This window comes from Polynucleobacter sp. TSB-Sco08W16 (assembly GCF_018687455.1).
Taxonomy (GTDB): Bacteria; Pseudomonadota; Gammaproteobacteria; order Burkholderiales; family Burkholderiaceae; genus Polynucleobacter.
Map to the genome: position 1 here is coordinate 1,191,193 of NZ_CP061291.1, position 24,923 is coordinate 1,216,115.

Genomic DNA, 24,923 nt, shown 5'->3' on the forward strand with positions numbered 1-24,923 from the left:
CTTCTTGTTAAACCTTGGCAGCGTAGTTGTGTTTGACATAGTCATCTACGATCACCTGAAACTCTTGGGCAATATTGTCGCCACGCAATGTCTTTACTTTAACGCCATCTACAAACACAGGGGCTGCTGGAGTTTCCCCGGTTCCTGGCAAAGAGATGCCGATATTGGCATGCTTACTTTCACCTGGGCCATTGACGATGCAGCCCATAACAGCCACGTTCATATTTTCGACGCCTGGGTGAGTCTTCTTCCAAATTGGCATTTGCTGGCGCAAATAAGATTGGATATTGGCGGCTAATTCCTGGAAGGTTGTACTAGTCGTTCTTCCGCAACCAGGGCATGCGATCACCATGGGTGTGAAGTTACGTAAACCCATGGTTTGCAAAATTTCTTGGGCAACAATCACTTCGTTCTCGCGAGGTGCGCCCGGATCAGGGGTTAAAGAAACCCGAATCGTATCGCCAATACCTTCTTGCAGCAAAATTCCCATTGCCGCTGTTGAAGACACAATTCCTTTGCTACCCATACCGGCCTCAGTCAAACCTAAGTGCAATGGATAGTCTGAGCGACGTGAGAGATCGCGATATACCGCAACCAAGTCTTGCACATTGCTCACTTTGCAAGAAAGCAAAATTTGATCGGGGTTCATACCCAATTCAACTGCTTTTTCTGCAGACTGCAATGCCGACTGAATCAGCGCTTCAATCATCACCTCTTGGGCAGTCTTTGGAACTGCTAATGCAGCATTACCATCCATGATCGATGCTAAGAGCTCTTGATCTAGGCTGCCCCAGTTCACACCAATACGAATAGGCTTGTCATATTTGCAGGCTGCTTCAATCATCTGAGCAAACTGTGGATCGCGCTTGGCGCCCTTACCCACATTACCTGGATTGATGCGGTACTTTGAGAGTGCTTTAGCGCACTCTGGGTAGTCATTTAATAAAGTGTGGCCGTTGTAATGGAAGTCGCCAATCAATGGCACCAAGACGTCCATCTTATCCAACTGCTCGCGAATGTAAGGAACTGCTGCAGCAGCTTCAGGCGTATTAACAGTAATACGCACCATCTCTGAACCAGCGCGAGCCAACTCCTTCACCTGAATCGCTGTGCCTACTGCATCAGCAGTATCTGTATTGGTCATCGACTGCACGCGCACCGGTGCATCGCCACCCACCGTAATGATGTTGGTTTTCCAGGCAACCGTTGCTTGGCGTGTTGCTCTCTTGGGAGATGGTCCCAAAGGAAGTGGTGGCAGTGAATTATTAGAGCGCATTGTGATCTATTAATTGAGATTGAATCTTTACGTTAACTTTTTGAGCCACTCAATAGGGTGCTCGTTGGGCTGCAAATCGGACTCTTCTTCCATTACCTCAATCTCAGCCTTGTGCACTGCGCGCTCACGCACTCGAGTGCGATCCACAACATCACCCGCCAACTGACCACAGGCAGCTGCGATGTCATCGCCACGTGTCTTACGCACAGTAGCCACCATGCCAGCATCTAACAGAATGCCAGCAAAGGCATTTACCCGCTGGGCAGATGAACGCTTCAGTCCAGACTCAGGGAAGGGGTTAAAAGGAATGAGGTTAATTTTGCATTTGATATTTCTGAGCAAACGCACCAATTCTTTTGCTTGGATATCAGAATCATTCACTCCATCCAGCATGCAATATTCGAAGGTTAAAAAGTCTCTTGGTGCGAATGGTAAGTAACGTTCACAGGCGTCGAGGAGTTCACGCAATGGATATTTTTGATTGAGTGGCACTAACTGGTCACGCAATGCATCATTGGGCGCGTGCAATGAAACGGCCAATGCAACCGGGCAATCTTGTGCCAAGCGATCAATCATCGGCACTACACCTGATGTTGAGACGGTTACACGACGTCGGGATAAACCATAAGCCCTGTCGTCAAGCATTAAACGCAATGCAGATACGACGTTGTCGTAATTGAGTAATGGCTCGCCCATGCCCATCATCACCACATTGGAAATGACGCGACCGGTGTGCTCCCAACCTGGCGTTGGAAACTTTTCAATACGACGAACCGCTTGCGGATCATTGCGCAAGAGGTGCTCGGCAAACCAGAGTTGTCCAATGATTTCGCCGGAGGTGAGGTTACGCGAGAAACCTTGATGCCCAGTTGAGCAAAAACGGCAATTGACTGCACAACCTGCCTGAGAAGAGATACACAAGGTGCCGCGATCATCTTCAGGAATAAATACGGATTCAACCGCATTGCCTGCCCCAACATCCAATAGCCACTTGCGTGTGCCGTCATTGGCATGCTCATCTTTAATTACCGGAAGAGAGACTACTTCTGCTTTATCCAGTAATGTGGCTCGAAAGCTTTTTGCTAAATCACTCATGTCGTTAATATCAGATACACCGCGTTGATGTATCCACTGCATGAGTTGTTTTGCCCTGAAGGGCTTTTCATTCAACCCCGCGACATACGCCGCCATTTGGTCAGCGTCAAAATCTAAGAGATTTACGCGCGGGGAGGTCAATGCGCCTACTTATAAATTAAATAGGTTATAGATTAACGATTGAAAACATTCATGCCAGGGAAGAAGAATGCAACTTCCACAGCAGCTGTTTCAGGAGCGTCAGAACCATGTACAGCATTTGCATCAATGCTGTCAGCAAAGTCAGCACGGATAGTGCCTTTTTCTGCTTTTTTCGGATCAGTAGCACCCATCAAATCGCGGTTCTTAGCAATAGCGCCTTCGCCTTGCAATACTTGAATCATGACTGGACCAGAAATCATGAAGCTCACTAAGTCCTTGAAGAAAGGACGATCTTTGTGAACGCCATAAAACTGCTCAGCTTCATTCTGTGACAAATGTGCCATTCTGGAAGCAACGATCTTCAAACCAGCAGATTCAAAACGGTCATAGATTTTGCCGATGACGTTTTTAGCTACAGCATCAGGTTTGATAATAGATAGGGTGCGTTCAATTGCCATGCAAGACTCCAATAGTGATTTCAAAGGTATTTGCTAGGTAGGGTCAATATGGCACCCCACTCCAGCGACCCCCGAATTATACATTGCTTGACCGTATTTACCCCTATAGATGTAGGGGTAAGTTATTGAATTTACAGGGCATAAGCCCTTAATTTGTAGGTCTTTATTCTCAGAGCTTGAAATTGGGGTGTTTTGTCTATACTTAGTGTTAACAGCCCTGCGTGGGCTCATGTGTTTATTTAAAAGAAGGAGTCAATATGAGTGATCTGAACTCTTACGGCTTTGGGCAATCTAGCTCGATTAGCAATGTCCAGGTGCGCAACCGCGTACTACGCAATACCTATGCCCTCTTGGCACTCTCGATGGTTCCAACAGTCATTGGCGCCTGGCTGGGTGTAGCCATGGGTCTTAGCCTATTTGCGGGCAGTCCATTTATGGGCTTCATTGTTTTCATGGCCATTGCTTTTGGCTTCTTCTGGGCAATCGAAAAGAACAAGGACACCGGCTTAGGTGTTTTATTACTCTTGGGCTTCACCTTCTTCATGGGAATTATGTTGTCCCGTTTAGTAGGCTTTACGCTCAATAGCTACAGCAATGGTTCTGCTCTCATTATGTTGGCTTTTGGTGGCACTGCGGCAATCTTCGCGACGATGGCAACTATTGCCACTGTAAGTAAGAGTGACTTTGCCGGCATGGGCAAATGGCTGATGGTTGGCGTGCTGCTCTTGATCGTAGCTTCCTTGGCAAACATTTGGTTACAACTACCTGCTTTGATGTTGACCGTGATGGTGCTCGCGATTGCGATCTTCTCTGCGTTCATTTTGGTTGATGTGCAACGTGTGATCAATGGTGGCGAGACCAACTACATCATGGCTACTTTATCAATCTACTTGGATGTGTATAACGTCTTCACCAACTTACTTGCCCTCTTGGGCATCTTTGGTGGCAATCGCGACTAAGTGAGACTAAGAGAGATCCGATACTCTAAAAATTGAGTTTGTTGCTCTCATAAGGCGCCTGCGGGCGCCTTTTTATTTACTACCTGCCCTCTTGTTTGTAACTAAATAATTAGTTCGCTACAAACATGCTGACCGCATAAGACAGCGCAATCAAAATCAACAAGATTGCAAAACTATCTGAGGCTCTCATGATGCTCTCCTAGTAGTTAATGAGTTTGCAGGGCTTACTAACTTCTCCCTACAAGTTCAATCTACTCTTCTATAAGACAGCCAAAGAGAGCTTGTGCACCCAAAAACAGGTGGATCACCAAAAAGGCACTGAATCAGTACCAATTTGGTGCAAATCTAGATTCGATTGGGGGTCTTTGGAGCAAAGACTAGAAACGATAGCCGATAGAAATAGTCGCAGAATTGATATCTACCTTATCGCTTGAGCCATCATTCCACTGCACGGTTCTATAGTTTTGCTGAGAAACTTCAACTCTAGTAAACATCTGTTTGGTGAGTAAATATTCAGCACCAATGCCATAACTGGGGCCATTCATCCACTGGTAATAACCGGGTGATGAAAACTTGGACCATGACCAACCTAGCTTGACATAGCCCAAGATTTTTTCAGTAAAGGCATAAGCCACCTTGCCACCCGCTTCAATGGGATGTTGGGCATCAGGATCAGAACCGGATGTATCCGTTGTTGCCAAGTCATAAGTTCCGTATGCGCCAATCAACCACTGATCATTGATTGCTTTGTATGCATCAGCGGTAATACTGGGAATACCACTTCGACTGGTTGCGGATCCGCCTGGAGTTGATACATCAGCAATAGAGTTCAAGGAGTAATCGAATGCGAGACCAAAACCTTCAAAGTTTTGTGACTGTCCATACGCAATAGGTATGGATAGAGCCCATAGCAAAATTGCTAACTTTTTCATGCATTACCCTTAATACTTATTTTTATTTATTACTGACAACTATATCAAATCGACTAGGCTCTATCAAAAACCGCCATAGACTCAACGTGGGAGGTATGGGGGAACATATTGACGATCCCTGCCCCTTTGAGCTTATAGCCTGCCTGATGGCAAAGCAGGTCCGCATCTCTAGCTAAGGTTTTAGGGTTGCAAGAGACATACACAATACGTTGCGGCAGCAATGCGCTCTCCTGAATATACAGATCAGCTAGTGCTTTACAAATTTCCATCGCACCCTCTCGCGGAGGGTCCATTAGCCAACGCTCTGCCTTCCCCCACGATGCGATGGTTTCAGTTGTGACTTCAAATAAATCACTTTGCATAAAGCTAGCTTTGCCTGCTAAGTCATTATGTTCTGCATTGGCTTTAGCACGCGTTGTTAAGGTAGCTAGTCCTTCAATTCCCAAAACTGCTTTTGCTCTTCTAGCGAGCGGCAAGGTGAAATTGCCGATGCCACAAAAGAGATCTAAGACTCGATCTGTTTCTTTTACTTCCAATAATCGAATCGCCTTGCTCACTAGCGCACGATTCATCATGTGATTAACTTGGGTAAAGTCTGCCGGTTTAAATGGCATTTCGATCTCAAATTCAGGTAGGCGATAACAAAGCTTTCCCGTTTCCGGATAAAACGGCGCAACCGTCTCAATGCCTTTGGGCTGCAACCAAATCCAGACCTGATGTTGATCTGCAAAATCCCTGAGTAACTGCTCATCTGCAGCAGTTAGAGGCAATAAATTGCGAAATACCAATGCAGTGACTGGTTTAGCCTTCTTAGGATCATCTGAGTTGGGCTCCTCTGGCTCGCCTACGGCGATCTCAATTTGCGGCATTCGATCCACAATGGATAAACCCATGACTAGCTTGCGCATTTCTGGCAATAAATTAGAGACATGCTTAGGCAATATCTCGCACGCCAGCATGTCAGCAACATAACCACTCTTGCCCTCATGAAAACCTATCAGTACTGTGCCTTTTTTAATCGAGCGGTTCACTGCACTTAAGCGTGCGCGATGGCGATACTCCCATGCAGGGCCGCCCATGGGGCGAAGAATTTCTTCTGGAGTTACCTTAGCAATATGACGTAAGTCATCTTCGAGCACGCGCTGCTTCATAGCAACCTGCGCTCGAATATCTAAGTGCTGCATGGTGCAGCCGCCACATACCCCAAAGGCTGCACACTGTGGCTGCGCTCTGAAAACTGCAGGCTTTAAGATCTCGCGTACTTTTGCTTTACTGAAACGGGCTTTATCACTGGTGATGGTATAGGTGACCAACTCAGTGGGCAATGCGCCTTTGATAAAAACGACTTTGCCGCTTTGGCCTTGTGCAGCCTCTTCTTCATTTGGAGCTAAGCGGGCAATTCCTTGGGCATCTAAATCGAGGGATTCAACTGTGATGGGCTCAGTCACCTCAATATTGACTGGCTTATCGCCTCTACGCATCCGGTGTAAAACCTTGGAGGTATTCTTGCCACTGTGAACCGTTAGGTTCTTTAGATTCCTTCTCTAAATACGCCTTCACGAAATCAATTTCTTCTTGGTATTCCTCAAGCGAGAATCCACCACGCAGCAATTGAAAACGGCAATACATGAGATAGGTATTGACGACATCCGTTTCACAATAGCGACGAATATCATTAATCTTACCTTCTTGATACGCAGGCCAAACTTGGCTGCCATCCATCCCCATCTTGCCCGGAAAACCGCAGAGCTTCGCGAGACCATCTAAAGGGGCATTAGCTCTGCCATTAAATTTAGCCAAGAGATCCATCATGTCTAGATGGCGCATGTGATAACGGCTGATGTAGTTATTCCATTTAAAGTCACGGCTATCGGCTTCTTGGCTCTCGCCCATTTCCCAATAGCGCGGTGCTTGAATATGGTTCGCTAGTGCGCGGTAATGCAAGACGGGTAAATCAAAGCCGCTGCCATTCCAGGATACGAGTTGGGGCGTGTACTTCTCGATTAAGTCAAAGAAAGCCTGTACCAATAATTTTTCATCATCTTGTGGGGTGCCGAGCGTGCCTACTTTAATTTGTGGTGCGCCCTCTTTCGTGGTTCTACGAATCACACAAGAAATTGCCACAATCTTTTGCAGATACAGCGGAAGAAATTCACTACCGGTTTTAGCTGCGCGCTCAGCCATGGCTTTAGCGGCAACCTCAGTATCACTCATGGAGTCTGGATAGTCTTCCAGACGGCGTAGTCCTGCTACATCTGGAATGGTCTCGATATCAAAAACTAAAACGGTTGCCATGAGTCCTGCCCTATCGCTGCAGCATTACTGCAAGTAAGGGGTTGGGTTAACTGGCTTACCGTTCACACGCAATTCAAAATGAAGCTTAGGTGCAGTGGTATCGGTATCACCCATCTCGGCAATCTTTTGCCCTTTGCGAACGGTATCGCCCTCTTTGACTAAGAGCTTGCTGTTGTGAGCATAGGCTGTGAGATAAGTATTGTCATGTTTCACGATCACTAAGTTGCCATAGCCGCGCAAACTATTGCCGGCATAAACCACCTTGCCATCTGATGCTGCCAATACAGGTTCACCGACTTTGCCAGCAATGTCGATTCCCTTATTGGTTTCATTAAATTCACCAGTGACCTTGCCCTTGGCTGGCCAAGACAAACGAATGCCAGGCTCAGCCACGATATCTGCTTTGGCAGATTCTGGCGTAGTGGTAGGTACATCCGCCTTATCAGTTGCTGGAGCTGCTTTTTTATCGACCGGCTTAGCTACTTTTGCGCTTGCAGGCGGCTTGACCAATATAAGATCACCTACTTCAATCACATTCGGATTGAAACTTGGATTGGCTGCACTATTCCACTGCGCCACATCACGTGGTGCTTGACCATGATCTAAAGCAATACGCGCCAAGGTATCACCCTTCTTCACACGGTAATAACCAGGAGGGGCAGGCTCATAACTAGCAGATCCACTAGTACGGTCGGTCACATTTGCTGGTTTTGCGCGCGGCGTAGTAGAGCATCCTGATACAAGGATCAAAGATGCAGACAAAATTGCAATCAGAAAGCTTTTGGATAAATTAGTCATAGAGTTGGCAGCAGTCTTTGTAACAATCTCGGTAATTCTCATACTACCCCTGATTGTAAGGGGACAAAAAAGACCTCGTCCAGCACGGTTCTTTGATAGCGCTGGGAGCTCATTCTTTCCACCATCACTAACTGCTGCTCTTTTTCATTCTTAGCGACTGGAGCAACTAAACGACCACCAATCGCCAATTGATCTAATAAAGCATCGGGAATGCCCAAACCTGCTGCGGCCAGAATAATTCCATCATATGGAGCTGCCTGCGGCAAACCTAAGATACCGTCACCATAAATGAGGCGCAGATTGTTGATTCGAAATGGCCGTAACTTTGCCCTAGCCAGATCATGCAGAGGTCGAATGCGTTCAATGGAATAGACTTCATCAGCCAGCAAGCTCAATACTGCCGCTTGATAACCACAGCCAGTACCAATCTCGAGCACTTTACCGAGCTTGTGTCTTGGTTTATGCAAAAGCTCGATCATGCGAGCAACTACAGATGGCTTGGAAATCGTTTGTTCGTGACCGATTGGTAATGCCGTATCTTCATAAGCTTGGGCATGAAGGCCGGGATCCATAAAAGCATGGCGCGGAACTGTTGCAATCGCCTCTAATGTTTTACCGTGCTTTACGCCACCAGCATGTACTTTTGCTGCTAATGCTTGCCGATAGGCTGCGAAACGCTCGGTGGGTGCCTTCAACCGCGATCCCAGCCATTTGCTCGCATCGCCGCTAGGCGAGCGTGGTGCGTTAAATCCAATTGCATTGGCGTGATAGAGATACAGCCTTCAGCAATCGCATGAAAGTCAGTGCCTTCAGAGCCCTCTTTTACATCCCCGGCTGCGCCTATCCAATAAATCTTCTCACCCCGCGGGCTATCTTGTACGACTACCGGCTGTGAATGGTGGCGATTACCCAAGCGAGTCACTCGCCAACGATATAAATCTGCATACGGCCGATTCGGAATGTTGACGTTCAGTAAAGTTGCGGTGCCATCGCCATTCGAATGCGAAAGCGCTGAAACCAACATTTGCGCAACAACATCGTGGGCAGCTTTAGCTGCATCTTCAATCCGATTCCAACCACGATCAATTTGAGAGAACGCAATTCCAGGCACTCCAAACATCACACCTTCAACCGCGGCAGCAACAGTGCCAGAGTAAAGCGTATCCTCACCCATGTTTTCACCTTGATTGATGCCAGAGATCACAAGGTCAGGCTTTTCATCTAAAAAACCAGTCATCGCAACGTGAACACAGTCTGTGGGCGTACCGTTAATAAAGAAGAAGCCATCACGCTCACCACCAGCGACACGATGAATCGACAGTGGCCTTGAAAGCGTTAATGAATTGGATGCGCCGCTATGGTTTTGCTCTGGTGCAATTACCGTAATACGCCCCAAAGGACGCACTGCATTAACTAAGGCCAATAAGCCTGGGGCCAAGTAACCATCATCATTTGATACTAGGATATGCGGTTGCTTTGACATTACTAAACTAGTCCTGGTTTACGTACGCCACGCGCTCTCATGGCAGCGTAGATCACTGGTAATACCAGCAAGGTCAGAATTGTTGTAGTCACCATGCCACCCACAATTACCAAGGCCAATGGACGCTGCGCCTCAGATCCAATGGAGTGAGATAAGGCTGCGGGTAAGAGACCTAAACCAGCTAACATCGCTGTCATCAATACAGGGCGAACACGTAATGCAGCGCCGTCGACCATCGCGTCTTTCATCGCACCATGCTCTTCAGCTACCGTCTTATTGATATAGGAAATCAGAATCACACCATCTTGAATCGCAATACCAAAGAGGGATAAGAAACCAAATAGAGCAGAGATACTTAAGGTCTCACCACCAAGATGCAAGGCAATAATGCCGCCAATCGCTGCAAACGGAACATTAATCAAAACAATGACAGCATCTCGGAAGTTACCCAAAGCAGTCACGAGCAACAAGAAAATCGCCACCAGAGTTAATGGGATGATGACCATCAACTTTTGCTGAGCGGCTTTCATTTGATTGAACTGCCCATCCCATGAAATACTGTAATTGGTTGGCAATGCAACATTCTTTTCAACCAAGTACTTAGCGTCCTCTACAGCGCTACCTAAGTCACGACCGCGCACGCTAAAGATGACGGCAATATAACGTTTTCCGGCTTCCCTATAGATGAAGAAAGGCCCATCTGTCAGCTGAACATTGGCGACCATTGCTAAAGGAACTTTTTGGCCGTTTGGAGTGTCTACTAATAAGTTTGAAACATCCGGGATATCATTGCGACTTGCCTCGTTCAGGCGCACTGCGATTCCGAAAGTCTTTTCATCTTCTAAGAAGTTGGAAACAGGTGCGCCACCGATGGAATTGGCAACTACCGTTTGAATATCGCTGACATTGATGCCATAACGCGCCGCTTTTTCACGATCAATCTGGATATTTAAAGTCGGCTGCCCTAATTCTTTGAGCGTGTTCTCATCCTCGATACCATGCACTTTTTTCAGTTGAGTTACAACCTCGTGCGCTTTTTGGGCAAGGACTTCTAGGTCTGATCCAAAAATCTTTACCGAGTTCTCACCCTTCACACCAGATAGCGCTTCATTAACGTTATCTTGAATGTACTGAGAAAAACTGTAATTAATGCCGGGAATTTTATCGAGCTCGGTCTGTAGATGCTTCAGTAAAATTGGCTTGCTGCTACCTTTTGGCATCTCTTCTGGAGCTTTTAGGTATAGGCCATATTCTTGATTGAAGACGCCAGTTGAATCAGTGCCATCATCAGGACGTCCAATCTGCACAGCCACTTTCTCAAGCTCAGGCTGCTTTAAAAAAGTCTCACGCAGTTGATTAGCAACCTGAATGGAATAGTCCAGATCTACTGTATTCGGCAAGGTCACACGCAGCCAAATATTGTTTTCTTCAAGGGTTGGCAGGAAGGCCGTGCCTAACCTTGTTGCACTCAATAAGGTAACGCCCAAAATGAAGATAGAAATCGTAATTACGTGACGTGGGTGATTCATCCACTTACGAAGCAGGGGGCGGTATCGATCTAAGATCCAAGTGATAAATTTAGGTGGTGCATGGTGAAAGTTTTCGCCAAAAACATAAGACATTGATGCTGGCAGGAAGGTCAAGCTCAAGATAATCGAGGCGATCAGTGCAAAACCCATCGTAAACGCCATGGGCTTGAAGATGATGCCTTCAACGCCACCCATCAAAAATAATGGTGAATAAGCTACGATGATGATGCTAGTTGAATAGACCATGGCACGTTGTACTTCGCTTGTCGCCAAAATAATGCTTTGGTTAACGCGCTTACCACCCTCTTCCATATGACGCATCACGTTTTCAGTAATGATCACGGCAGCATCCACAATCACACCAAAGTCAATGGCCCCCAATGAAATTAAGTTCGCTGGCACATTAAACAGATACATCATGATGAATGAGAAACACAGTGCCAGCGGAATCACTGCAGCAACCACAGCTGCTGCGCGCAGATTACCCAAGAACACATAAAGCAATACCAATACCATAGTGATACCGAAGAACATGGTGTGCTTTACAGTACCAACCGTAATATCCAACAAGACCTGGCGGTCATAGAAAGGCTTTACCTGAATACCAGGTGGCAGGATATGGTCATTGATATTAGTAATTTTTTCACGTACCCGCGCCAATACTTCAGAGGCATTTTCACCGCGGCGCAAATAAACAACTCCCTCAACTGAGTCTGGGTTGCTATCAAACTGAAATAGACCTAAGCGAGGAGCATTACCAATCACCACATTGGCAACATCCCCAATACGAACGGGGACTCCCTTGTTGACGGCAATGATGACTTGCTTGATATCTTCAATATTTTTCAGCAATCCAACACCACGCACCACAAATTGTTGCTCACCACTAGGTAGCAAGCCACCACCGGTGTTGTCGTTCGCTTTGGATAAAGCATCAACCAATTGAGGCACGGTAATGCCTTTAGACTGCAGACTCTCTGGGCTAACAATCACCTGATACTGGCGAACCTTGCCTCCAAAAGAAGATACGTCTGCAATTCCAGGGGTCTGTTTGAGCTCTTTATAGATTTCATAGTTTTGCAAAGTCTTCAGGCGCGTTGGTGAGGCGTAATCTGAAGTTACTTGATAGCGCAAGATCTCACCTGTCGCATCAGAATCTGGGCTAACGCTAGAACTGACGCCTGGAGGGAACGTGACATTACCCAAATTGGTAATGAAGATCTGGCGCACCTTAAATGGATCTGCATTGTCATTAAACTTCAGCGTAACAACCGACAATCCAAAGAGGGATACCGAACGAAACGCCTTCACTCCGGGAATACCGGCTAAGGCATTTTCAACAGGAATGGTGACTTGTTGCTCAACTTCAGTAGTACTTCTACCAGGCCATTGTGAGATCGCCTGAATCGTCAGCGGCGCCACTCCGGGATATGGTTGTATGGGAAGCTGCTTTAGACTGAATGCTCCCAGCACAAGCAATACAGCTGCGGTAATGAGAATAATGACGCGCTTGTCTAAAACTCCCCGAATGAAGGAGGTAACGAAACTCAATTATTCCTCCTGCTTTGCAAAGCGGTCGTTTAACAAGACTGCGCCATCAGTTAATACATGCATCCCTGGTTCTAAACCCTCTGTGACGGCAAAACGTTTGCCATCGAGGTCGTAGCCTTTGACAGCAAATCTGCGGAAGGTATCTTTGCCCGTTTTAATGATGATGTAGCGCATCTCGCGAACGCGCACAATTGCGGATTGAGGAACCACTGCTGCCTGCGCTTCACCTGTCTTTAGGCGGGCACTTACAAACATGTCGGGGCGGAGTAAGCCCTCTGCATTTTCTACATCACAACGAATTAACAATGCGTGTGTATCCGGATCAATCGTTGGCGCTATGTAATTCGCAGTGGCGACAAACTCTTTATCAGGATAAGACTCGGAGCGCAAAGTCATGATTTGCCCTTTTTGAATCCTACGAATATCTTGTTCGTAAACATTACCCAAAAACCATAACTCTTTAGGATTAGCTAAGGTTGCTAAGACGTCGCCGGCATTCACAATAGCACCGGGGTCAACTGCACGTTTAACTACGACACCTTGCAAGGGTGAACGCATGATCAGGTTGTATTGAGTTTTGCCACTTTTCTCGAGCGACTTAATATCGCCATCGCTTGCTCCTAAATTACGCATACGATTTGCAGCAGCTTGCTGAGTAATTTGAGCATCTCCCAACAAATCACTCATAGTCTTGCTTGATTCCAATACCTTCGCAGTCTTTGAAGAGAGCAAATACTCTTGCTGTGCCGAGAGAAACTCAGGGCTATAGAGCTCAATAATCGGGGAGCCTACTTCAACAGGAGCGCCATCAAATGCGTAGATCCGCTCTACCCTCCCTGGCGCCCGCGCGGAGAGAACTTTGGATTTTTCAGCATTAAAAGCCAGGCGGCCAGGCACTTTTAATTCAACTGGGACAGACTCAAGAACAGCATCCTGGAAGATATAAATATTGGGATTCAGATCCACACCAGGCAACTTTAATTCCATCGCACCAGTATTTTCAATAGATAAAGTTTTGATGGTTTTATCAAACTTTACAGGGCGATTCACATTCACGAATAAACCGATGACAATGCCGAACATCAAAAGGGAGCTGCAGATCACCACAAAACGAATTCGAACGCGTGTTTCCACCGGAAGATTCCAGTAAGAGCTATGGATCTTGTTGGTATTGGCTGCAACACGAGCATCCAATTTCGTTTTTAGCTTGTGGAACTCTCCCAGAATAGGCTTACACAAATCCTTGAGACGTTGATATAGCTGAATGAGTTTGTCCTTCAAAACCACTCCTTAAAAAGGTTCTTTGCCTGCAGATACCAGCAATACCGCTTGGGCCTGCATCAGGTTTGCTTCTGATAAGGCTAACTGCACCTCTAAATTACGTAACTGCGTCTGCGCCGTTAACAAATCATTAAAACCTTGGCCATTATTGGAGTACTGAACCAAGCCTACTTTATAAGCAGCATCTGCCTGTGGAACTTGTCGCTCTTTCAGAAACTGGGTTTGCATCTTGGCTTGCTCGTAGGCAGCATATGCTGAATTAACCGCCAATACAATCTGCTGTCGATTGGAAATATTCCCCGCTTCGGCAGAAGCTTGGTTACGCTGCGCCTGCTCTACTCCGTACTTCTCTTTGGTAAAGAAATACAGAGGAATGATGAGATCCAATTCAAATTGGTAATACAGCGCGCCATTGTTTGCAGAAAATGGTCCACGTGGTGTGTAAGAAGAACCAATCACCTGAAAATCCGGTAAGTAAGCTTTCTTAGCAAGATCCACCCCTTTACGCGCTGCCTCTAATTGCAATGAAGAACTCTTGAGCGCTGGGTGACTACTCTCTGCATAGTCCTCTAGCTCAACCAAGGTTGGCACACCGGTCATGGCACGACGAACATCTCCGCGAAGGACTAACCTCTCACGCGAATGGCGGCCAACCAAAGTATTGATGTTGTTAAGCGCTACTTGGAGCTGGCGATCGACGTTAAATTGATCTGCCTCTGCCGCACTTTGAGCTACTTGTGCATTAAGGTATTCCACATAAGCTGCAGCGTTATTTGCATAGCGCGCCTTAGCCACATTCTTGATCATCTCTAAACGAATGACAGACTCTTTCAGTACTTGTAATTGCTTTTGTGCTGCGAGAGCGTTGTAGTAGAGGCTTGAGAGTTGCGCGCCCAGTTGCAGATAAGTTGCCTCAGACTGCGCTAGCAGCGCCTCGGCATTGGTATCGGCAATATTGGCTGCCAAGCTTCTCTTTCCAGGGAACTGAAATGGTTGAGCTATCGAGATCGCATTGTTATTACTGACATTCGGATTGCTACCTGCAGTACCAAGGGCCAATGGTGAACCCACTGGCATACCTGACCACACGAGCCCTACTTGCGGATTAGCAGGCGCATTGATTTGGGGCACCGTTGCTTTAGCAGCTAGATAAGATTCACGCAATGATGCAAGCTGCGGATTGTTAATCTTCATCTCGCTCCAAAGCTGACGCAGATCCATTTCGGCAGGACCGGATGGCGCACTCTTAGCATAAATCTTTGGAGTATTGGCTTTAGTTACCGGAGCAAATAGTTCATTTGCTTTGGTAGGTTTTTCTTGGCTACTTAATTGAGCACCAATTGAGGGTGGCGCACTTAAATTCGCATCACCGGTTTGTACTGTTACTGAAGCTGGTGGAGTTGAGTCAGACTGGGCAAAGACGGCAACAGAAAATGAAGAAGCGAAGAGCGCAAAAGCGATTCTTTTGACTGTAAATACTGCGCTAATTTTGCGTGTGCCGAGAATGAACAAAAGCGGCTGCCTCTAAATCAATAAAAATGCTGTTTTTATAGCCCCTGACGCAGATTTTGATCACGCACTCACCTGATACAGGGGGTTTTATGGATTATAGGGTACAAAAGGCAAAAGTCTAATTATTGACAATTGCTATCTCATTGATTCTAAAGATAATAATTAAGCCCGTTGCTTGCTAGAGTCCTAAAACTCGGCATGCACCCTAAAAGAGGCAATATTCACAGGGCCACGAGCGCCGTTATAGGCGGGATTATTGATGTGCTGAAAGTTCACGCCTAGAAGGACGTTCTTAACCAACATGGCGTTGTAATACACCTCTCCGATACGCTCTGGGCGATAGGTAATGGTTTGATTTGGGCCTACATAAGGGCTAGGCGTGTCACCAATAAAGTAAGAAATGCCGCCATTTTGCAGGTAGTTCTTACGATAGCTCGATAGTCCGTTTTGCATCATCGAGATACCAATGGTGTCACTCGGTCTGGTCCAACCAGCACCATTCAAACTCATACCAACTGATACTGAGTTATCTGCCTCAGTAAATGACATGGTCTCAGTATGGCCATCGGATGTAAATGCGCGGCCATAGATACCCAAGTCTTTAGTCAATGCTTGCTCGCCATTGATACCAATACCGGTTTTGTATTGATAATTTGTACGGACATTATTAATAGCTTGTGTACCTTGCGCATTATTAGCAATCACGTAGTTCGTTGCATCCTGAAAACGCGCCAAGATCATCCGATTTCGATAGGCCAATACGCTCACCTTGCCTGGCAAATCGGCAATATTGTGTTGACGCTCGACTTCGACCTGATCACCGTAGGTGTTAAAGATTTGCCAATTTAAGTCTTTGCCATTTGGTGTTTTAGGAGCCAACATACGCGAGGCCCGCATCACCCAGTTATCTAGGTACCACTCGCCCGCTAAGCCCCAGCTGTAGCCGCGTGCGTCTGCTGCATAGTCATAAGCAAGGTAAGTCATATTGCCCCAGTTCATAAACTGAATACGAGGGTCTTTAGCGTACTTGCTGTCATCAAAGATATCGAGTGTAGAAAACTGTCCGCCAGTCAGCACCACTCGATTACTACTGACAGTTTGTGTAATTTGATTGGCGTCGTTTTCAAGCACGACTTTGTCGCCCTCTTGATTGATCGTCTGACGCACAAATGCACGTGCCGAATAAAAATGTGCTTGTGCACCGGAAGCTTTCGTTGCTTCACCATTGGTAAAGCCACCTAAACCAACTAAACCAGAAAATGGAACTCCTGATACCACTTCAGGGTTGAAATACACATCCGTGTTTGGAGCCAAGCGTGCGCCAAAAAATAATGTGCCAGACCAGGTATAGCTCATCGACTTTTGTTGAGACAAACTATTTTGTCCTGAATAGCTTGAGGTGAAATTGTTGTAACGCTGATTGATGTAAGTAGTTTGGCCATGCACGTTCACGGGCAAACCAAATATCTCACCCTCTGTTGGCAACCAAGGGATATCACCAGCGAAGCTTGCAATTTGGTCAGCGCCTGACCCTGCTCTTTGGGCCATAGCCGGCAAGCTGAGCATTAGTAGGGCTAAAAAGAGAAGGCGAACAATATTCGACATCGGACTGAAAAAATTACGAATGTTAAACAATATGTCATTTATATGACATATTCGTGTCTACCCCAATGTAAAGCTTGTTTGAGGTTTAACGGCGATCCATTAAAGCGCGCGCGAGGGTTCCAGCATCGACGTATTCAAGCTCACCCCCTACTGGGATGCCCCTGGCAATACGAGTGACCTTAATGCCTTTGGCTTTGAGAACTTCGCCAATGTAATGCGCAGTAGCTTCGCCTTCACTAGTAAAGTTAGTGGCAAGCACTACTTCCCGAATAGATACACCAGTGTCGGGACTCTCAATGCGAGTCAGTAAGCGATCAAAATGAATTTCGTTCGGACCCATGCCATCCAGCGGTGAGATGCGGCCCATCAGCACAAAGTAATTGCCTTTGAAGCTGAGGGTTTGCTCAACCATCACTTGGTCAGCAGGCGTTTCCACAATACACAGCAGCGAAGGATCACGACGCTCATCGGAGCAAGTGCTGCAGATTTGGGTTTCTGAGAAGGTATTGCAACGTGCGCAGTGCCCGACAGTCTCTACTGCTTCCCCCAATGATTGAGCCAATACTGATGCCCCATTACGATCATGTTGCAATAAGTAGAAGGCCATGCGCTGAGCAGACTTAGGTCCTACTCCCGGCAATACCCGCAATGCCTCGATCAATCGACCAAGTGCATCTTGAGGGGCTTCTATGCGTGCCATCTAGAGACTATCAATTCAGTATTGAAAATCAATTAGAAAGGTAGCTTGAAGCCAGGAGGCATTGGCATACCAGCGGTAGCACCAGACATCATTTGCGCACTTGCTGCTTCTACTTGTTTAAATGCTTCTGTGTAAGCAGTCACGATTAAGTCTTCGAGCATTTCGCGATCATCCATCGCACCTGCATCTATTTGTACGCGCTTGAGTTCGTATTTGCCTGAGACGGTGACTTTCACTAAGCCGCCAGCCGCTTGGCCAGTAACCTCGAGCGCAGCCAATTGCTCCTGCGCTACTTTCATCTTCTCTTGCATCTGCTGAGCCTGTTTCATGAGGCCAGCAAGTCCACCTTTCATCATTGCTTTATTTCCTTTGGAACTTATCTATATAGAGTGAAATTAAATTCGTTGCTGTATTTTTTAAATATGTATTTAAAGCTTTATTCATCAGAGCGGTTTGACTGAGCCGCCAACCACTTTGGCGCCAAACTCTTTTTCTAATTGCTGAATAAAGGGGTCGGCAGCAATCATTTGCTCAGCATTCATTTTCTTTTCTTGATGAATAGCTGCATCAACTTTGGCAACAGTTTTGCCCTCTACTTCGCCCTTTTCAATCAAGACCTTCACAGTTTTCCCAAAGTGAGCAGTCAGTGCATCAGCTAAGCGCCCGACGGATGCTTCGGAAGCGAGTTGTGGCATGGGCGTAACAACAGTGGCTTTAACTCCCGCTGCTGAATCTACCCAATCTTGTAATTCTGTCTGAAATGCCAACTGCTGCACCAGACCACGTACTGGTAATTGACGCATCAAGCTGTGCCAATCAGGGCGGTCTGCTGGATTACCAAGCGCAGCAACTGAGGCTACTGGAGGTGGAATTGTGGCTGTAGCTGCAGGCGCTGCTTTAGCTACAGGCGTAGGTGCAGCAGCTCTAGCGGCCGGGGCTGGAGCAGGAGCTGCAGATGAAGGTCGAGCGCTATTGACTGGTGGTGCTGGAGCTGAACTCCCTCCGCCATTGCCAGGACGAAATGCCAACATGCGCAGAAGTGTCATCGCAAAACCGGTTTGCTCATCTGGTGCAAGCGATAAGTCAGGGCGACTAGTAATCGTGATTTGGTAGAAGAGCTGGGCTTCTTCTTTTGTTAGTTGAGTGGCCAAGCGACGAATTTCAGGGGCTTCAGGCCAATCCTCTAGTACGGATTCTGGAACAACTTGTGCTGCTGCAATCTTTTGCAACAGGCTAGACAAGTCTTGCAATGCTAATGAGAAAGACATGCTGCGCTCACCCATTTCATTGGCAACTGCCAAGAGGCTTGCACCATCTTTAGCAATTAAGCAATCCAGAATACGTATGAGATAAGCATCATCTAATGTACCGAGCATGCCGCGTACTGATTCTTCTGTAACTTTTCCTGCGGCGTATGCAATGGCTTGATCAGTAAGCGATAAAGCATCGCGCATAGATCCTTGAGCTGCTTTAGCTAAGACACGCAAGGCATTGACCTCATATTCCACCTTTTCAGCAGCGAGTACTTTTTCCAAGTGCTCAACAATGAGCGGTACTGGCATTTGCTTGAGATTGAACTGCAAGCAGCGAGACAAGATGGTTACTGGAATCTTTTGGGGATCTGTTGTTGCAAGAATGAATTTCACATGCTCTGGTGGCTCTTCCAGAGTTTTGAGCATGGCATTAAAGGCATGATTGGTGAGCATGTGCACCTCGTCAATCATGTAAACCTTGTAACGAGCATTGCTTGGCGCATATGCTGCTTTTTCTAGGAGAGCGGCAATATCGTCCACACCACGATTACTTGCAGCATCCATCTCAATATAGTCAACAAAACGACCTGCATCAATTTCCATGCAAGCTGGGCATTTTCCGCAAGGCTCGGAAGTCATCTTGCCCGAACCATCAGATCCGGTGCAATTGAGTGCTTTTGCCATAATGCGGGCAATGGTGGTCTTACCTACCCCACGAGTACCCGTAAAGAGCCATGCATGGTGTAGACGGCCCTGATCCAAGGCATGGGTTAAGGCCTTAACCACATGGTCTTGTCCTACTAACTCAGAGAATGTTTTGGGGCGCCACGAACGGGCTAATGCCAATGCTGTCATGTCTTACATTCTAACAAGCTAAAATGGAATTGGATGGGCCTCCCCGCATGGTGGGTTGGATAACCTGGTCAGGTCGGGAACGAAGCAGCCAAACCCAATTTCTGCCAGTGCCGGGGGTTTGGCTCATCCACCCTGCCCCCTGGAATTCAGAAGATCTTCAGAACCCTGAAAATTCCCCAAATTATCCAAATAATTCCTAAAACCAAGACAGTTCGTGCATCTAACTGGATCTTAAATAGCTGCAACCGTCTGTGAGAACACTCAATAGAAACTCGCAAAGCTGATCTCCTTATATAGAGAGATTCAGCGTAGCGTTTTTTTGGGCAATGAATAGAGGCAAAGAATGATTAAGGCGTAGGAAGCTCTTTACTCATCCTTCATGTTGGCACTCTTCACAATTGGCTGCAGACGCCTTCTTTCATCATTGAGGAACTTGATGAAGTCTGCTTGTGACCCTGGTGCTGGCTCAATACCTTGCGGGATGAGTCTAGATTTAAGTACATTAGTATCTAAGGCCGCCTGAATGGCTGCATTCATCTTTTGAATCACTTCTGGAGGTGTGCCTTTAGGTGCAAAGAGGCCTGCCCAGTGACCAATGAAAATGTTTGGGTAACCCAGCTCTTTAGTCGTTGGTACATTTGGTAAGCGAGTAATGCGTTTATTCCATGTAGATGCCAGCGGTCTTAGTTTGCCGCCTTCAATTTGCGGGAGCACCACTACGCTAGCCTCTGATGTGGCATCTACTTGTTTGGATACGACTGCAAATACACCCTCTGACCCGGACTTGTAAGGAATGATTTCATAATTGCCACCGCCCGCGTACATCTTGAGCATTTCAGCGACGAAGTGTGGGGTGCTACCTGAACCTGCCGTTGCGAATGTTACGCCTGGTTTATTTTTGGCTTTGGCTAACAGCTCTTTAAAGTTCTGAATTGGTGAATCAGCGTTGACCACAATAATTGAAGGACTGACTGCCATCATGCCAACAGGCACTAAGTCATCTACCTTATAAGGCATATTGCTACGAAGCATCGGGATAGTCACTACACCGCCAGCAGCAGAGACATAAAAGGTATAGCCGTCAGGTGCACTTTTAGCAACATAGTCTGCCCCTAGCACCGAACCAGCACCCGGCTTATTCTCCACAATCACCGGCTGCCCTAATTGCTTACTTACCCCTTCTGCTACGGCACGCGCCACTAAATCATTGGCGCCACCAGGACCAAAGCCTACTACAAACTTAATCGGATGATTGGGCCAAGGATCTGCAGCAAATGCTGAGCCGTTGGATATGATGTAAATAAGGGATATGAGTGAGGCAATGATTTTGAAGGGCTTCATGTTTTAGATTCTCTATGGGGTTATTGACTATCTTAATACTGAATAGCTTTGAACGGCCCAAAAAAGAATAAGGGAATAAGGAATCCGTGATTTCCTTATTCCCCCTACTTTTACCATCTGCTGCGTTTTGCTGCTACTGCTAATCTTTACTGATATCGACGATTAAAGATCTGCTTTGTTTCGCTGTCATGACGCTTCGTGTTTTTCAACACAGCGCAATAAGACAAAATCATGATGACTGCCAATGAGATACCGTTGAAGTTATTTAGTAAGTCCATTTGCTTCTCCTTTATGCGTTGTTACGTGTTATTTGTTAATGAATTCTTATCTCGCCACCGGTAACTCATCCCACTGCGTGGTGTAGTTCGGTGACTTGTTGTTGGATCGCATTTGCCATTCTTGTTTGGTGCCATTGATTCCTGCCGCTGCCGATCGAATCACGGCGTTACCAAAGCGTGTATTGATCTGATCAACAGCCTTCATTAAGCTAGCTGACTTACCTTTGCTTTCCATATCCTCAAACAGGGATTGCTGCACGGTAGGCTTATCGCTAATGAGATTCAGAATGACACCAGCTTTCTTATAACGAAAGTTAGGCTGATAAATTTGCTTAAGACCTGCTAAAGCAGCATTAGTTAATGTCAGCGTGTTATCGCTTGCATCTGCCAGCGGGATGGTGACGCTTTGATGATGCTGTGGCTCATTTACCTTAAAAGGGTTTGTCTGAATAAACACGGTAAGCGCGCCTGTTACGCCGCTTTGAGCCCTTAACTTCTCTGCCGCTCTCGCAACATGGGTGGCTACCGACTCAGCCAGCTCTACATGACTAGTTACAAGCTTGCCAAAGCTACGTGAGGCAATGATTTGCTGTTTGGCTGGCGCTACTTCTTCTAGTTGCAGACAAGATACGCCGCGCAACTCATAGCAGAGGCGCTCCATCACCACACCAAACTGTTGGCGCATCGCTTGTGGTGAGGCCTGCAACAGATCAAATACGCTATGAATATGTTGGGCTTTGAGTTTTTTAGCTAACTGCCTACCAATACCCCACACCTCAGCGACCTCGGTCTCGCTCATCCATTGGTAGAGCTCTTCCTTGTCCATGGCATTGACGTCACATACACCAGCAAACTGTTTGTGCTTTTTGGCCAAGTGATTAGCCAGCTTAGCCAAGGTCTTGCTAGCACCAATACCAACACATACCGGCAGGCCAGTGGTATCTTTCACTTGCTGCTTGATCTTCTGCCCCAACTCAATCGTGTCTTGATGTTGCTTTAAGACCGTCTCGATTTGCAAGAAACTCTCATCAATACTGTAGACCTCTAAATTAGGTGTAAAGCCACGTAATACCTGGACTACGCGGTTACTCATATCGCCATAGAGTGTGTAGTTAGACGAGTAAGCTTGAATGCCATGCTTTCTGGCAAGTGCTTGCATCTGAAACCAGGGTGTACCCATCTTCACACCAAGCGCCTTAACTTCTGCGCTACGCGCTACTGCGCAACCATCGTTATTTGATAGCACCACCATAGGCACCTCTTCTAGCTTGGGCTGAAATACCCGTTCACAAGAAACGTAGAAGTTGTTTACATCGACTAAAGCGAATAGTGCATTCGTTGAGCTTGATGGGTTTTGTGACTGCATACTCATTGCTTGCCACCTTTGTTATATCTTGTGCTGGCATTGCTGTACTTGCGCACAACTCCAACGACTACTCCCCAGATTTGCAACTCACTACCCTCATTAAAAGTGATAGGTTGATAGTTCGGATTCTCTGGTTGCAGTTCGATGCGACCACGTAATTGATAGAGGCGCTTAATCGTGTACTCGCCGTCTACTACTGCCACCACGATGTCTTTATGTTTTGGCTTGAGGGCTTTATCTACAACCACCTTATCGCCATCGCAAATCCCCGCACCCAACATCGAGTCCCCCTTCACAGTGAACATGAAGGTCGCTGGCTTGTTTTGAACGAGGTAATGGTTTAGATCCAGGCCGTCTTCAGCGTAATCTGCCGCCGGACTTGGGAATCCAGCAGAAATTCGGTGGCTCAGCAGTTTGAGCTCATAGGCGGCAAAATGGCCTGCCAAGGCTTGTGGTGCCTGACTTAGGGTTACTTTTTGCTCGTTCATTTGCTGGTTCATAGTCATTAATATACTGTATGTTTATACAGTATATGTAAAAACCGCAAAAATGAGCCTGATTTTGTTGTTTTTGGGCTTATTGCTCAAATTTTGGGCAATAAAAAACCACCTCTACGGTGGCTTTTTATTCGGCATCTGCTCTTTTTAACTGGCGATTTAGCAAAAAGCAAAGGCCAAGATTGCAGGGTCATCCAGAAACGCGTTAGACATGTAAACGCTTGCCCGGAAAAGCCAGGGGTTCACTACCTCAACGATTTCTGAAAGATATTGCATGGGAGCATTGTAATGGCTACTTAACCACCCAAGTAATCCGACTTACCAATCTCTACTCCATTGTGGCGCAGGATGTTGTATGCCGTAGTCACATGAAAGTAGAAATTAGGGATGATCCAAGTTAATAGGTATTGCTCACCTACAAATTCAAAGTGCCATTCTTTGATGGAGAACTTAATCTCCTTAGCTTCAGTTCCATCCACTTGTGCAGGCTGAATAGTATTGGCAAAAGCAATCGTTTTAGCAATGCGCTCTTGCAACTCTGCAAAAGTAGATTCCTGATCATCAAACTTCGGTGGTTCTACGCCAGCCAAACGTGCCATCCCATTCTTCACTTGATCGCAGGCAATTTGGACTTGCTTTGAGAGCGGAAACATATCAGGGGAAAGGCGATCACCTACCAATACTGCACCATCCACATTCTTAGCTTTAGCGAACTCTTCGCCTTTCTTAAGGATATTAGAAAGATTGGTCAGCATCTTAGTGAGCTGCGGGATTGATGCTTGATACATTGACATTGCCATAGTGATTCTTACTTTCTGTAGATGTTACTGTTTGTAATGCTGTATTTAGTGACTAGTTAAATCCATTAGACGTCGTCCATAAAGCCGCCGCCACCGCCACTGTCATCCCAAGAACTGGCGCCGCCATCGTCCCAAGAGCTTGTATCGTTCACACCAAAGTTGCTTGCATCTGGAACTTGGCCGCCCACTTGGTTGAAATCGTTATTGACGCCAGGGTTCATGTGATTACCGCCGCCCATAAGGTGGCTTGCCAATGCCTCACCTGCAACCATGCCGGCACCTAATGCTGCGCCAGTTGCCAAGCTCCCCATCAAGCCGCCGCCCATGCCTGAGGCTGGCGCGCCTGGATAACCTGAAGGATAGCCACCAGGAGCTCCTGGATATGGTCCATTAGCAGTTGGTGCGTTATAGACTTGTACCGGCTGCGGGCGCTTTCTCATAAAGAAGACGATGCCTGCGATCAAGATTGCAATCAGAATCCAAAAGATGGGGCTAGTAAAGATAGAGCCTGCGCCTGTATTCGTTTGTGCTGGCACAGTACCAGCACGTAATTGTGTTTGCAATCTCTGAACTGAATCCGGCTGAGCAAATGGCAAACCTGGTGCTAGGTTTTCTGCTTGAGTAAACGCATTTCTCGCGGCATCTAATTTGCCTTCTTTTAAGTAGAGCTCAGATGCGATGTAATGTGCTTTGCCGCTATTGGGATGATTTTTCAAGACCTCTTGCATCATGGCATCGGCTTTAGCTAACTGCCCTGCTTCAATTGCTTGATAAACCTCAGGCAAGGTAGGTTCTGCAAAAGCAAGGTTGCTTGTCAGCAATAGCGCACTTGCAAATACGCCAATAAACAACTTGAGTAAATTACGCATTTTCATCATGACTCCTAGTGAGATGTTTTGCTGCGATTTTTATTATCGC

The 24,923-nt window shown here is 46.7% G+C and carries 22 protein-coding genes, 1 other RNA gene and 1 pseudogene; 2 read left to right on the forward strand and 22 right to left on the reverse strand.

Features of this window, described 5'->3' with window-relative positions; genetic code table 11:
- Positions 1–7: 7 nt before the first annotated feature.
- The 3 genes from ispG to ndk all read right to left on the reverse strand — a co-directional run bounded on the left by ispG (position 8) and on the right by ndk (position 2,970).
- A complete protein-coding gene (gene ispG, locus FD961_RS05895; protein ID WP_215393063.1) occupies positions 8–1,276 on the reverse strand; it encodes a flavodoxin-dependent (E)-4-hydroxy-3-methylbut-2-enyl-diphosphate synthase in 1,269 nt (422 codons plus the stop codon).
- Positions 1,277–1,303: 27 nt separating this feature from the next.
- Positions 1,304–2,467, reverse strand: coding sequence for a 23S rRNA (adenine(2503)-C(2))-methyltransferase RlmN (rlmN, locus tag FD961_RS05900; protein WP_071465928.1), 1,164 nt, complete (start codon positions 2,465–2,467; stop codon positions 1,304–1,306).
- A 77-nt stretch (positions 2,468–2,544) separates the two neighbouring features.
- Positions 2,545–2,970: a nucleoside-diphosphate kinase gene (ndk, locus tag FD961_RS05905; protein WP_068321117.1), complete on the reverse strand. Its 426-nt coding sequence runs from the start codon at positions 2,968–2,970 to the stop codon at positions 2,545–2,547.
- 257 nt (positions 2,971–3,227) lie between these two features.
- Here ndk and FD961_RS05910 point away from each other — a divergent pair, with 257 nt between their 5' ends.
- Positions 3,228–3,929 (forward strand): Bax inhibitor-1 family protein, encoded by a 702-nt coding sequence (locus tag FD961_RS05910; protein WP_215393064.1) that lies wholly within the window; start codon positions 3,228–3,230, stop codon positions 3,927–3,929.
- A gap of 377 nt (positions 3,930–4,306) precedes the next feature.
- Here FD961_RS05910 and FD961_RS05915 read toward each other — a convergent pair whose 3' ends face one another.
- The 13 genes and pseudogenes from FD961_RS05915 to dnaX form a co-directional block, all read right to left on the reverse strand.
- Positions 4,307–4,861: an outer membrane protein gene (locus FD961_RS05915; RefSeq protein WP_215393065.1), complete on the reverse strand. Its 555-nt coding sequence runs from the start codon at positions 4,859–4,861 to the stop codon at positions 4,307–4,309.
- Positions 4,862–4,914: 53 nt separating this feature from the next.
- Positions 4,915–6,342, reverse strand: coding sequence for a 23S rRNA (uracil(1939)-C(5))-methyltransferase RlmD (rlmD, locus tag FD961_RS05920; RefSeq protein ID WP_215393066.1), 1,428 nt, complete (start codon positions 6,340–6,342; stop codon positions 4,915–4,917).
- Positions 6,335–7,156: a 3'-5' exonuclease gene (locus FD961_RS05925; RefSeq protein ID WP_215393067.1), complete on the reverse strand. Its 822-nt coding sequence runs from the start codon at positions 7,154–7,156 to the stop codon at positions 6,335–6,337. Before FD961_RS05925 ends, rlmD begins: the two co-directional genes overlap by 8 nt.
- A gap of 24 nt (positions 7,157–7,180) precedes the next feature.
- Complete coding sequence (locus FD961_RS05930) at positions 7,181–7,954, reverse strand: peptidoglycan DD-metalloendopeptidase family protein (RefSeq protein WP_215394376.1); 774 nt, start codon at positions 7,952–7,954, stop codon at positions 7,181–7,183.
- A 38-nt stretch (positions 7,955–7,992) separates the two neighbouring features.
- Positions 7,993–8,616: pseudogene (locus FD961_RS05935) on the reverse strand (protein-L-isoaspartate(D-aspartate) O-methyltransferase); the annotation flags it as partial.
- Positions 8,617–8,645: 29 nt separating this feature from the next.
- Positions 8,646–9,437, reverse strand: a complete 792-nt coding sequence (gene surE, locus FD961_RS05940; protein ID WP_215393068.1) for a 5'/3'-nucleotidase SurE — start codon at positions 9,435–9,437, stop codon at positions 8,646–8,648.
- Between the two features lie 2 nt (positions 9,438–9,439).
- Positions 9,440–12,517: an efflux RND transporter permease subunit gene (locus FD961_RS05945; protein ID WP_215393069.1), complete on the reverse strand. Its 3,078-nt coding sequence runs from the start codon at positions 12,515–12,517 to the stop codon at positions 9,440–9,442.
- A complete protein-coding gene (locus FD961_RS05950) occupies positions 12,518–13,798 on the reverse strand; it encodes an efflux RND transporter periplasmic adaptor subunit (protein WP_251371229.1) in 1,281 nt (426 codons plus the stop codon).
- Between the two features lie 9 nt (positions 13,799–13,807).
- Positions 13,808–15,310, reverse strand: a complete 1,503-nt coding sequence (locus tag FD961_RS05955; protein ID WP_215393070.1) for a TolC family protein — start codon at positions 15,308–15,310, stop codon at positions 13,808–13,810.
- Between the two features lie 186 nt (positions 15,311–15,496).
- On the reverse strand, positions 15,497–16,945 hold the full coding sequence (locus FD961_RS05960; protein WP_251371230.1) for a carbohydrate porin: 1,449 nt from the start codon (positions 16,943–16,945) through the stop codon (positions 15,497–15,499).
- Positions 16,946–17,000: 55 nt separating this feature from the next.
- Positions 17,001–17,615 (reverse strand): recombination mediator RecR, encoded by a 615-nt coding sequence (recR, locus tag FD961_RS05965; protein WP_215393071.1) that lies wholly within the window; start codon positions 17,613–17,615, stop codon positions 17,001–17,003.
- Positions 17,616–17,647: 32 nt separating this feature from the next.
- Positions 17,648–17,971 (reverse strand): YbaB/EbfC family nucleoid-associated protein, encoded by a 324-nt coding sequence (locus FD961_RS05970; protein ID WP_215393072.1) that lies wholly within the window; start codon positions 17,969–17,971, stop codon positions 17,648–17,650.
- A gap of 87 nt (positions 17,972–18,058) precedes the next feature.
- Positions 18,059–19,723: a DNA polymerase III subunit gamma/tau gene (dnaX, locus tag FD961_RS05975; RefSeq protein WP_215393073.1), complete on the reverse strand. Its 1,665-nt coding sequence runs from the start codon at positions 19,721–19,723 to the stop codon at positions 18,059–18,061.
- A 32-nt stretch (positions 19,724–19,755) separates the two neighbouring features.
- Between dnaX and ffs the strand changes: the two genes are divergently transcribed.
- Positions 19,756–19,854: signal recognition particle sRNA small type (gene ffs, locus FD961_RS05980), an RNA gene on the forward strand.
- Between the two features lie 235 nt (positions 19,855–20,089).
- Here the strand turns inward: ffs and FD961_RS05985 are convergent.
- The 6 genes from FD961_RS05985 to FD961_RS06005 all read right to left on the reverse strand — a co-directional run bounded on the left by FD961_RS05985 (position 20,090) and on the right by FD961_RS06005 (position 24,883).
- Positions 20,090–21,064 (reverse strand): tripartite tricarboxylate transporter substrate binding protein, encoded by a 975-nt coding sequence (locus FD961_RS05985; protein WP_215393074.1) that lies wholly within the window; start codon positions 21,062–21,064, stop codon positions 20,090–20,092.
- 146 nt (positions 21,065–21,210) lie between these two features.
- Positions 21,211–21,342: a hypothetical protein gene (locus tag FD961_RS09525; protein WP_256438050.1), complete on the reverse strand. Its 132-nt coding sequence runs from the start codon at positions 21,340–21,342 to the stop codon at positions 21,211–21,213.
- A 46-nt stretch (positions 21,343–21,388) separates the two neighbouring features.
- Positions 21,389–22,714, reverse strand: a complete 1,326-nt coding sequence (locus FD961_RS05990; RefSeq protein ID WP_215393075.1) for a Y-family DNA polymerase — start codon at positions 22,712–22,714, stop codon at positions 21,389–21,391.
- On the reverse strand, positions 22,711–23,214 hold the full coding sequence (locus FD961_RS05995; RefSeq protein ID WP_251371231.1) for a LexA family transcriptional regulator: 504 nt from the start codon (positions 23,212–23,214) through the stop codon (positions 22,711–22,713). Before FD961_RS05995 ends, FD961_RS05990 begins: the two co-directional genes overlap by 4 nt.
- A 287-nt stretch (positions 23,215–23,501) precedes the next feature.
- Positions 23,502–24,005, reverse strand: coding sequence for a DUF1993 family protein (locus tag FD961_RS06000; RefSeq protein ID WP_215393076.1), 504 nt, complete (start codon positions 24,003–24,005; stop codon positions 23,502–23,504).
- A 65-nt stretch (positions 24,006–24,070) separates the two neighbouring features.
- Positions 24,071–24,883 carry a tetratricopeptide repeat protein gene (locus tag FD961_RS06005; RefSeq protein WP_251371232.1) on the reverse strand — a complete coding sequence of 271 codons (813 nt, stop codon included), beginning with the start codon at positions 24,881–24,883 and terminating at the stop codon, positions 24,071–24,073.
- Between the last annotated feature and the right edge of the window lie 40 nt (positions 24,884–24,923).

Excerpts from the sequence above, each read along its gene's own strand:
- recR (WP_215393071.1), bottom strand. The coding sequence starts at position 17,615 with ATGGCACGCATAGAAGCCCCTCAAGATGCACTTGGTCGATTGATCGAG.
- FD961_RS05915 (WP_215393065.1), bottom strand. The coding sequence starts at position 4,861 with ATGAAAAAGTTAGCAATTTTGCTATGGGCTCTATCCATACCTATTGCG.
- FD961_RS05970 (WP_215393072.1), bottom strand. The coding sequence starts at position 17,971 with ATGATGAAAGGTGGACTTGCTGGCCTCATGAAACAGGCTCAGCAGATG.
- FD961_RS05995 (WP_251371231.1), bottom strand. The coding sequence starts at position 23,214 with ATGACTATGAACCAGCAAATGAACGAGCAAAAAGTAACCCTAAGTCAG.
- ndk (WP_068321117.1), bottom strand. The coding sequence starts at position 2,970 with ATGGCAATTGAACGCACCCTATCTATTATCAAACCTGATGCTGTAGCT.
- surE (WP_215393068.1), bottom strand. The coding sequence starts at position 9,437 with ATGTCAAAGCAACCGCATATCCTAGTATCAAATGATGATGGTTACTTG.
- dnaX (WP_215393073.1), bottom strand. The coding sequence starts at position 19,723 with ATGACAGCATTGGCATTAGCCCGTTCGTGGCGCCCCAAAACATTCTCT.
- FD961_RS05985 (WP_215393074.1), bottom strand. The coding sequence starts at position 21,064 with ATGAAGCCCTTCAAAATCATTGCCTCACTCATATCCCTTATTTACATC.
- FD961_RS05925 (WP_215393067.1), bottom strand. The coding sequence starts at position 7,156 with ATGGCAACCGTTTTAGTTTTTGATATCGAGACCATTCCAGATGTAGCA.
- FD961_RS05910 (WP_215393064.1), top strand. The coding sequence starts at position 3,228 with ATGAGTGATCTGAACTCTTACGGCTTTGGGCAATCTAGCTCGATTAGC.
- FD961_RS09525 (WP_256438050.1), bottom strand. The coding sequence starts at position 21,342 with ATGGACTTACTAAATAACTTCAACGGTATCTCATTGGCAGTCATCATG.
- rlmD (WP_215393066.1), bottom strand. The coding sequence starts at position 6,342 with ATGCGTAGAGGCGATAAGCCAGTCAATATTGAGGTGACTGAGCCCATC.
- rlmN (WP_071465928.1), bottom strand. The coding sequence starts at position 2,467 with ATGGCGGCGTATGTCGCGGGGTTGAATGAAAAGCCCTTCAGGGCAAAA.
- ispG (WP_215393063.1), bottom strand. The coding sequence starts at position 1,276 with ATGCGCTCTAATAATTCACTGCCACCACTTCCTTTGGGACCATCTCCC.
- FD961_RS05990 (WP_215393075.1), bottom strand. The coding sequence starts at position 22,714 with ATGAGTATGCAGTCACAAAACCCATCAAGCTCAACGAATGCACTATTC.
- FD961_RS06000 (WP_215393076.1), bottom strand. The coding sequence starts at position 24,005 with ATGGCAATGTCAATGTATCAAGCATCAATCCCGCAGCTCACTAAGATG.
- FD961_RS06005 (WP_251371232.1), bottom strand. The coding sequence starts at position 24,883 with ATGATGAAAATGCGTAATTTACTCAAGTTGTTTATTGGCGTATTTGCA.
- FD961_RS05930 (WP_215394376.1), bottom strand. The coding sequence starts at position 7,954 with ATGACTAATTTATCCAAAAGCTTTCTGATTGCAATTTTGTCTGCATCT.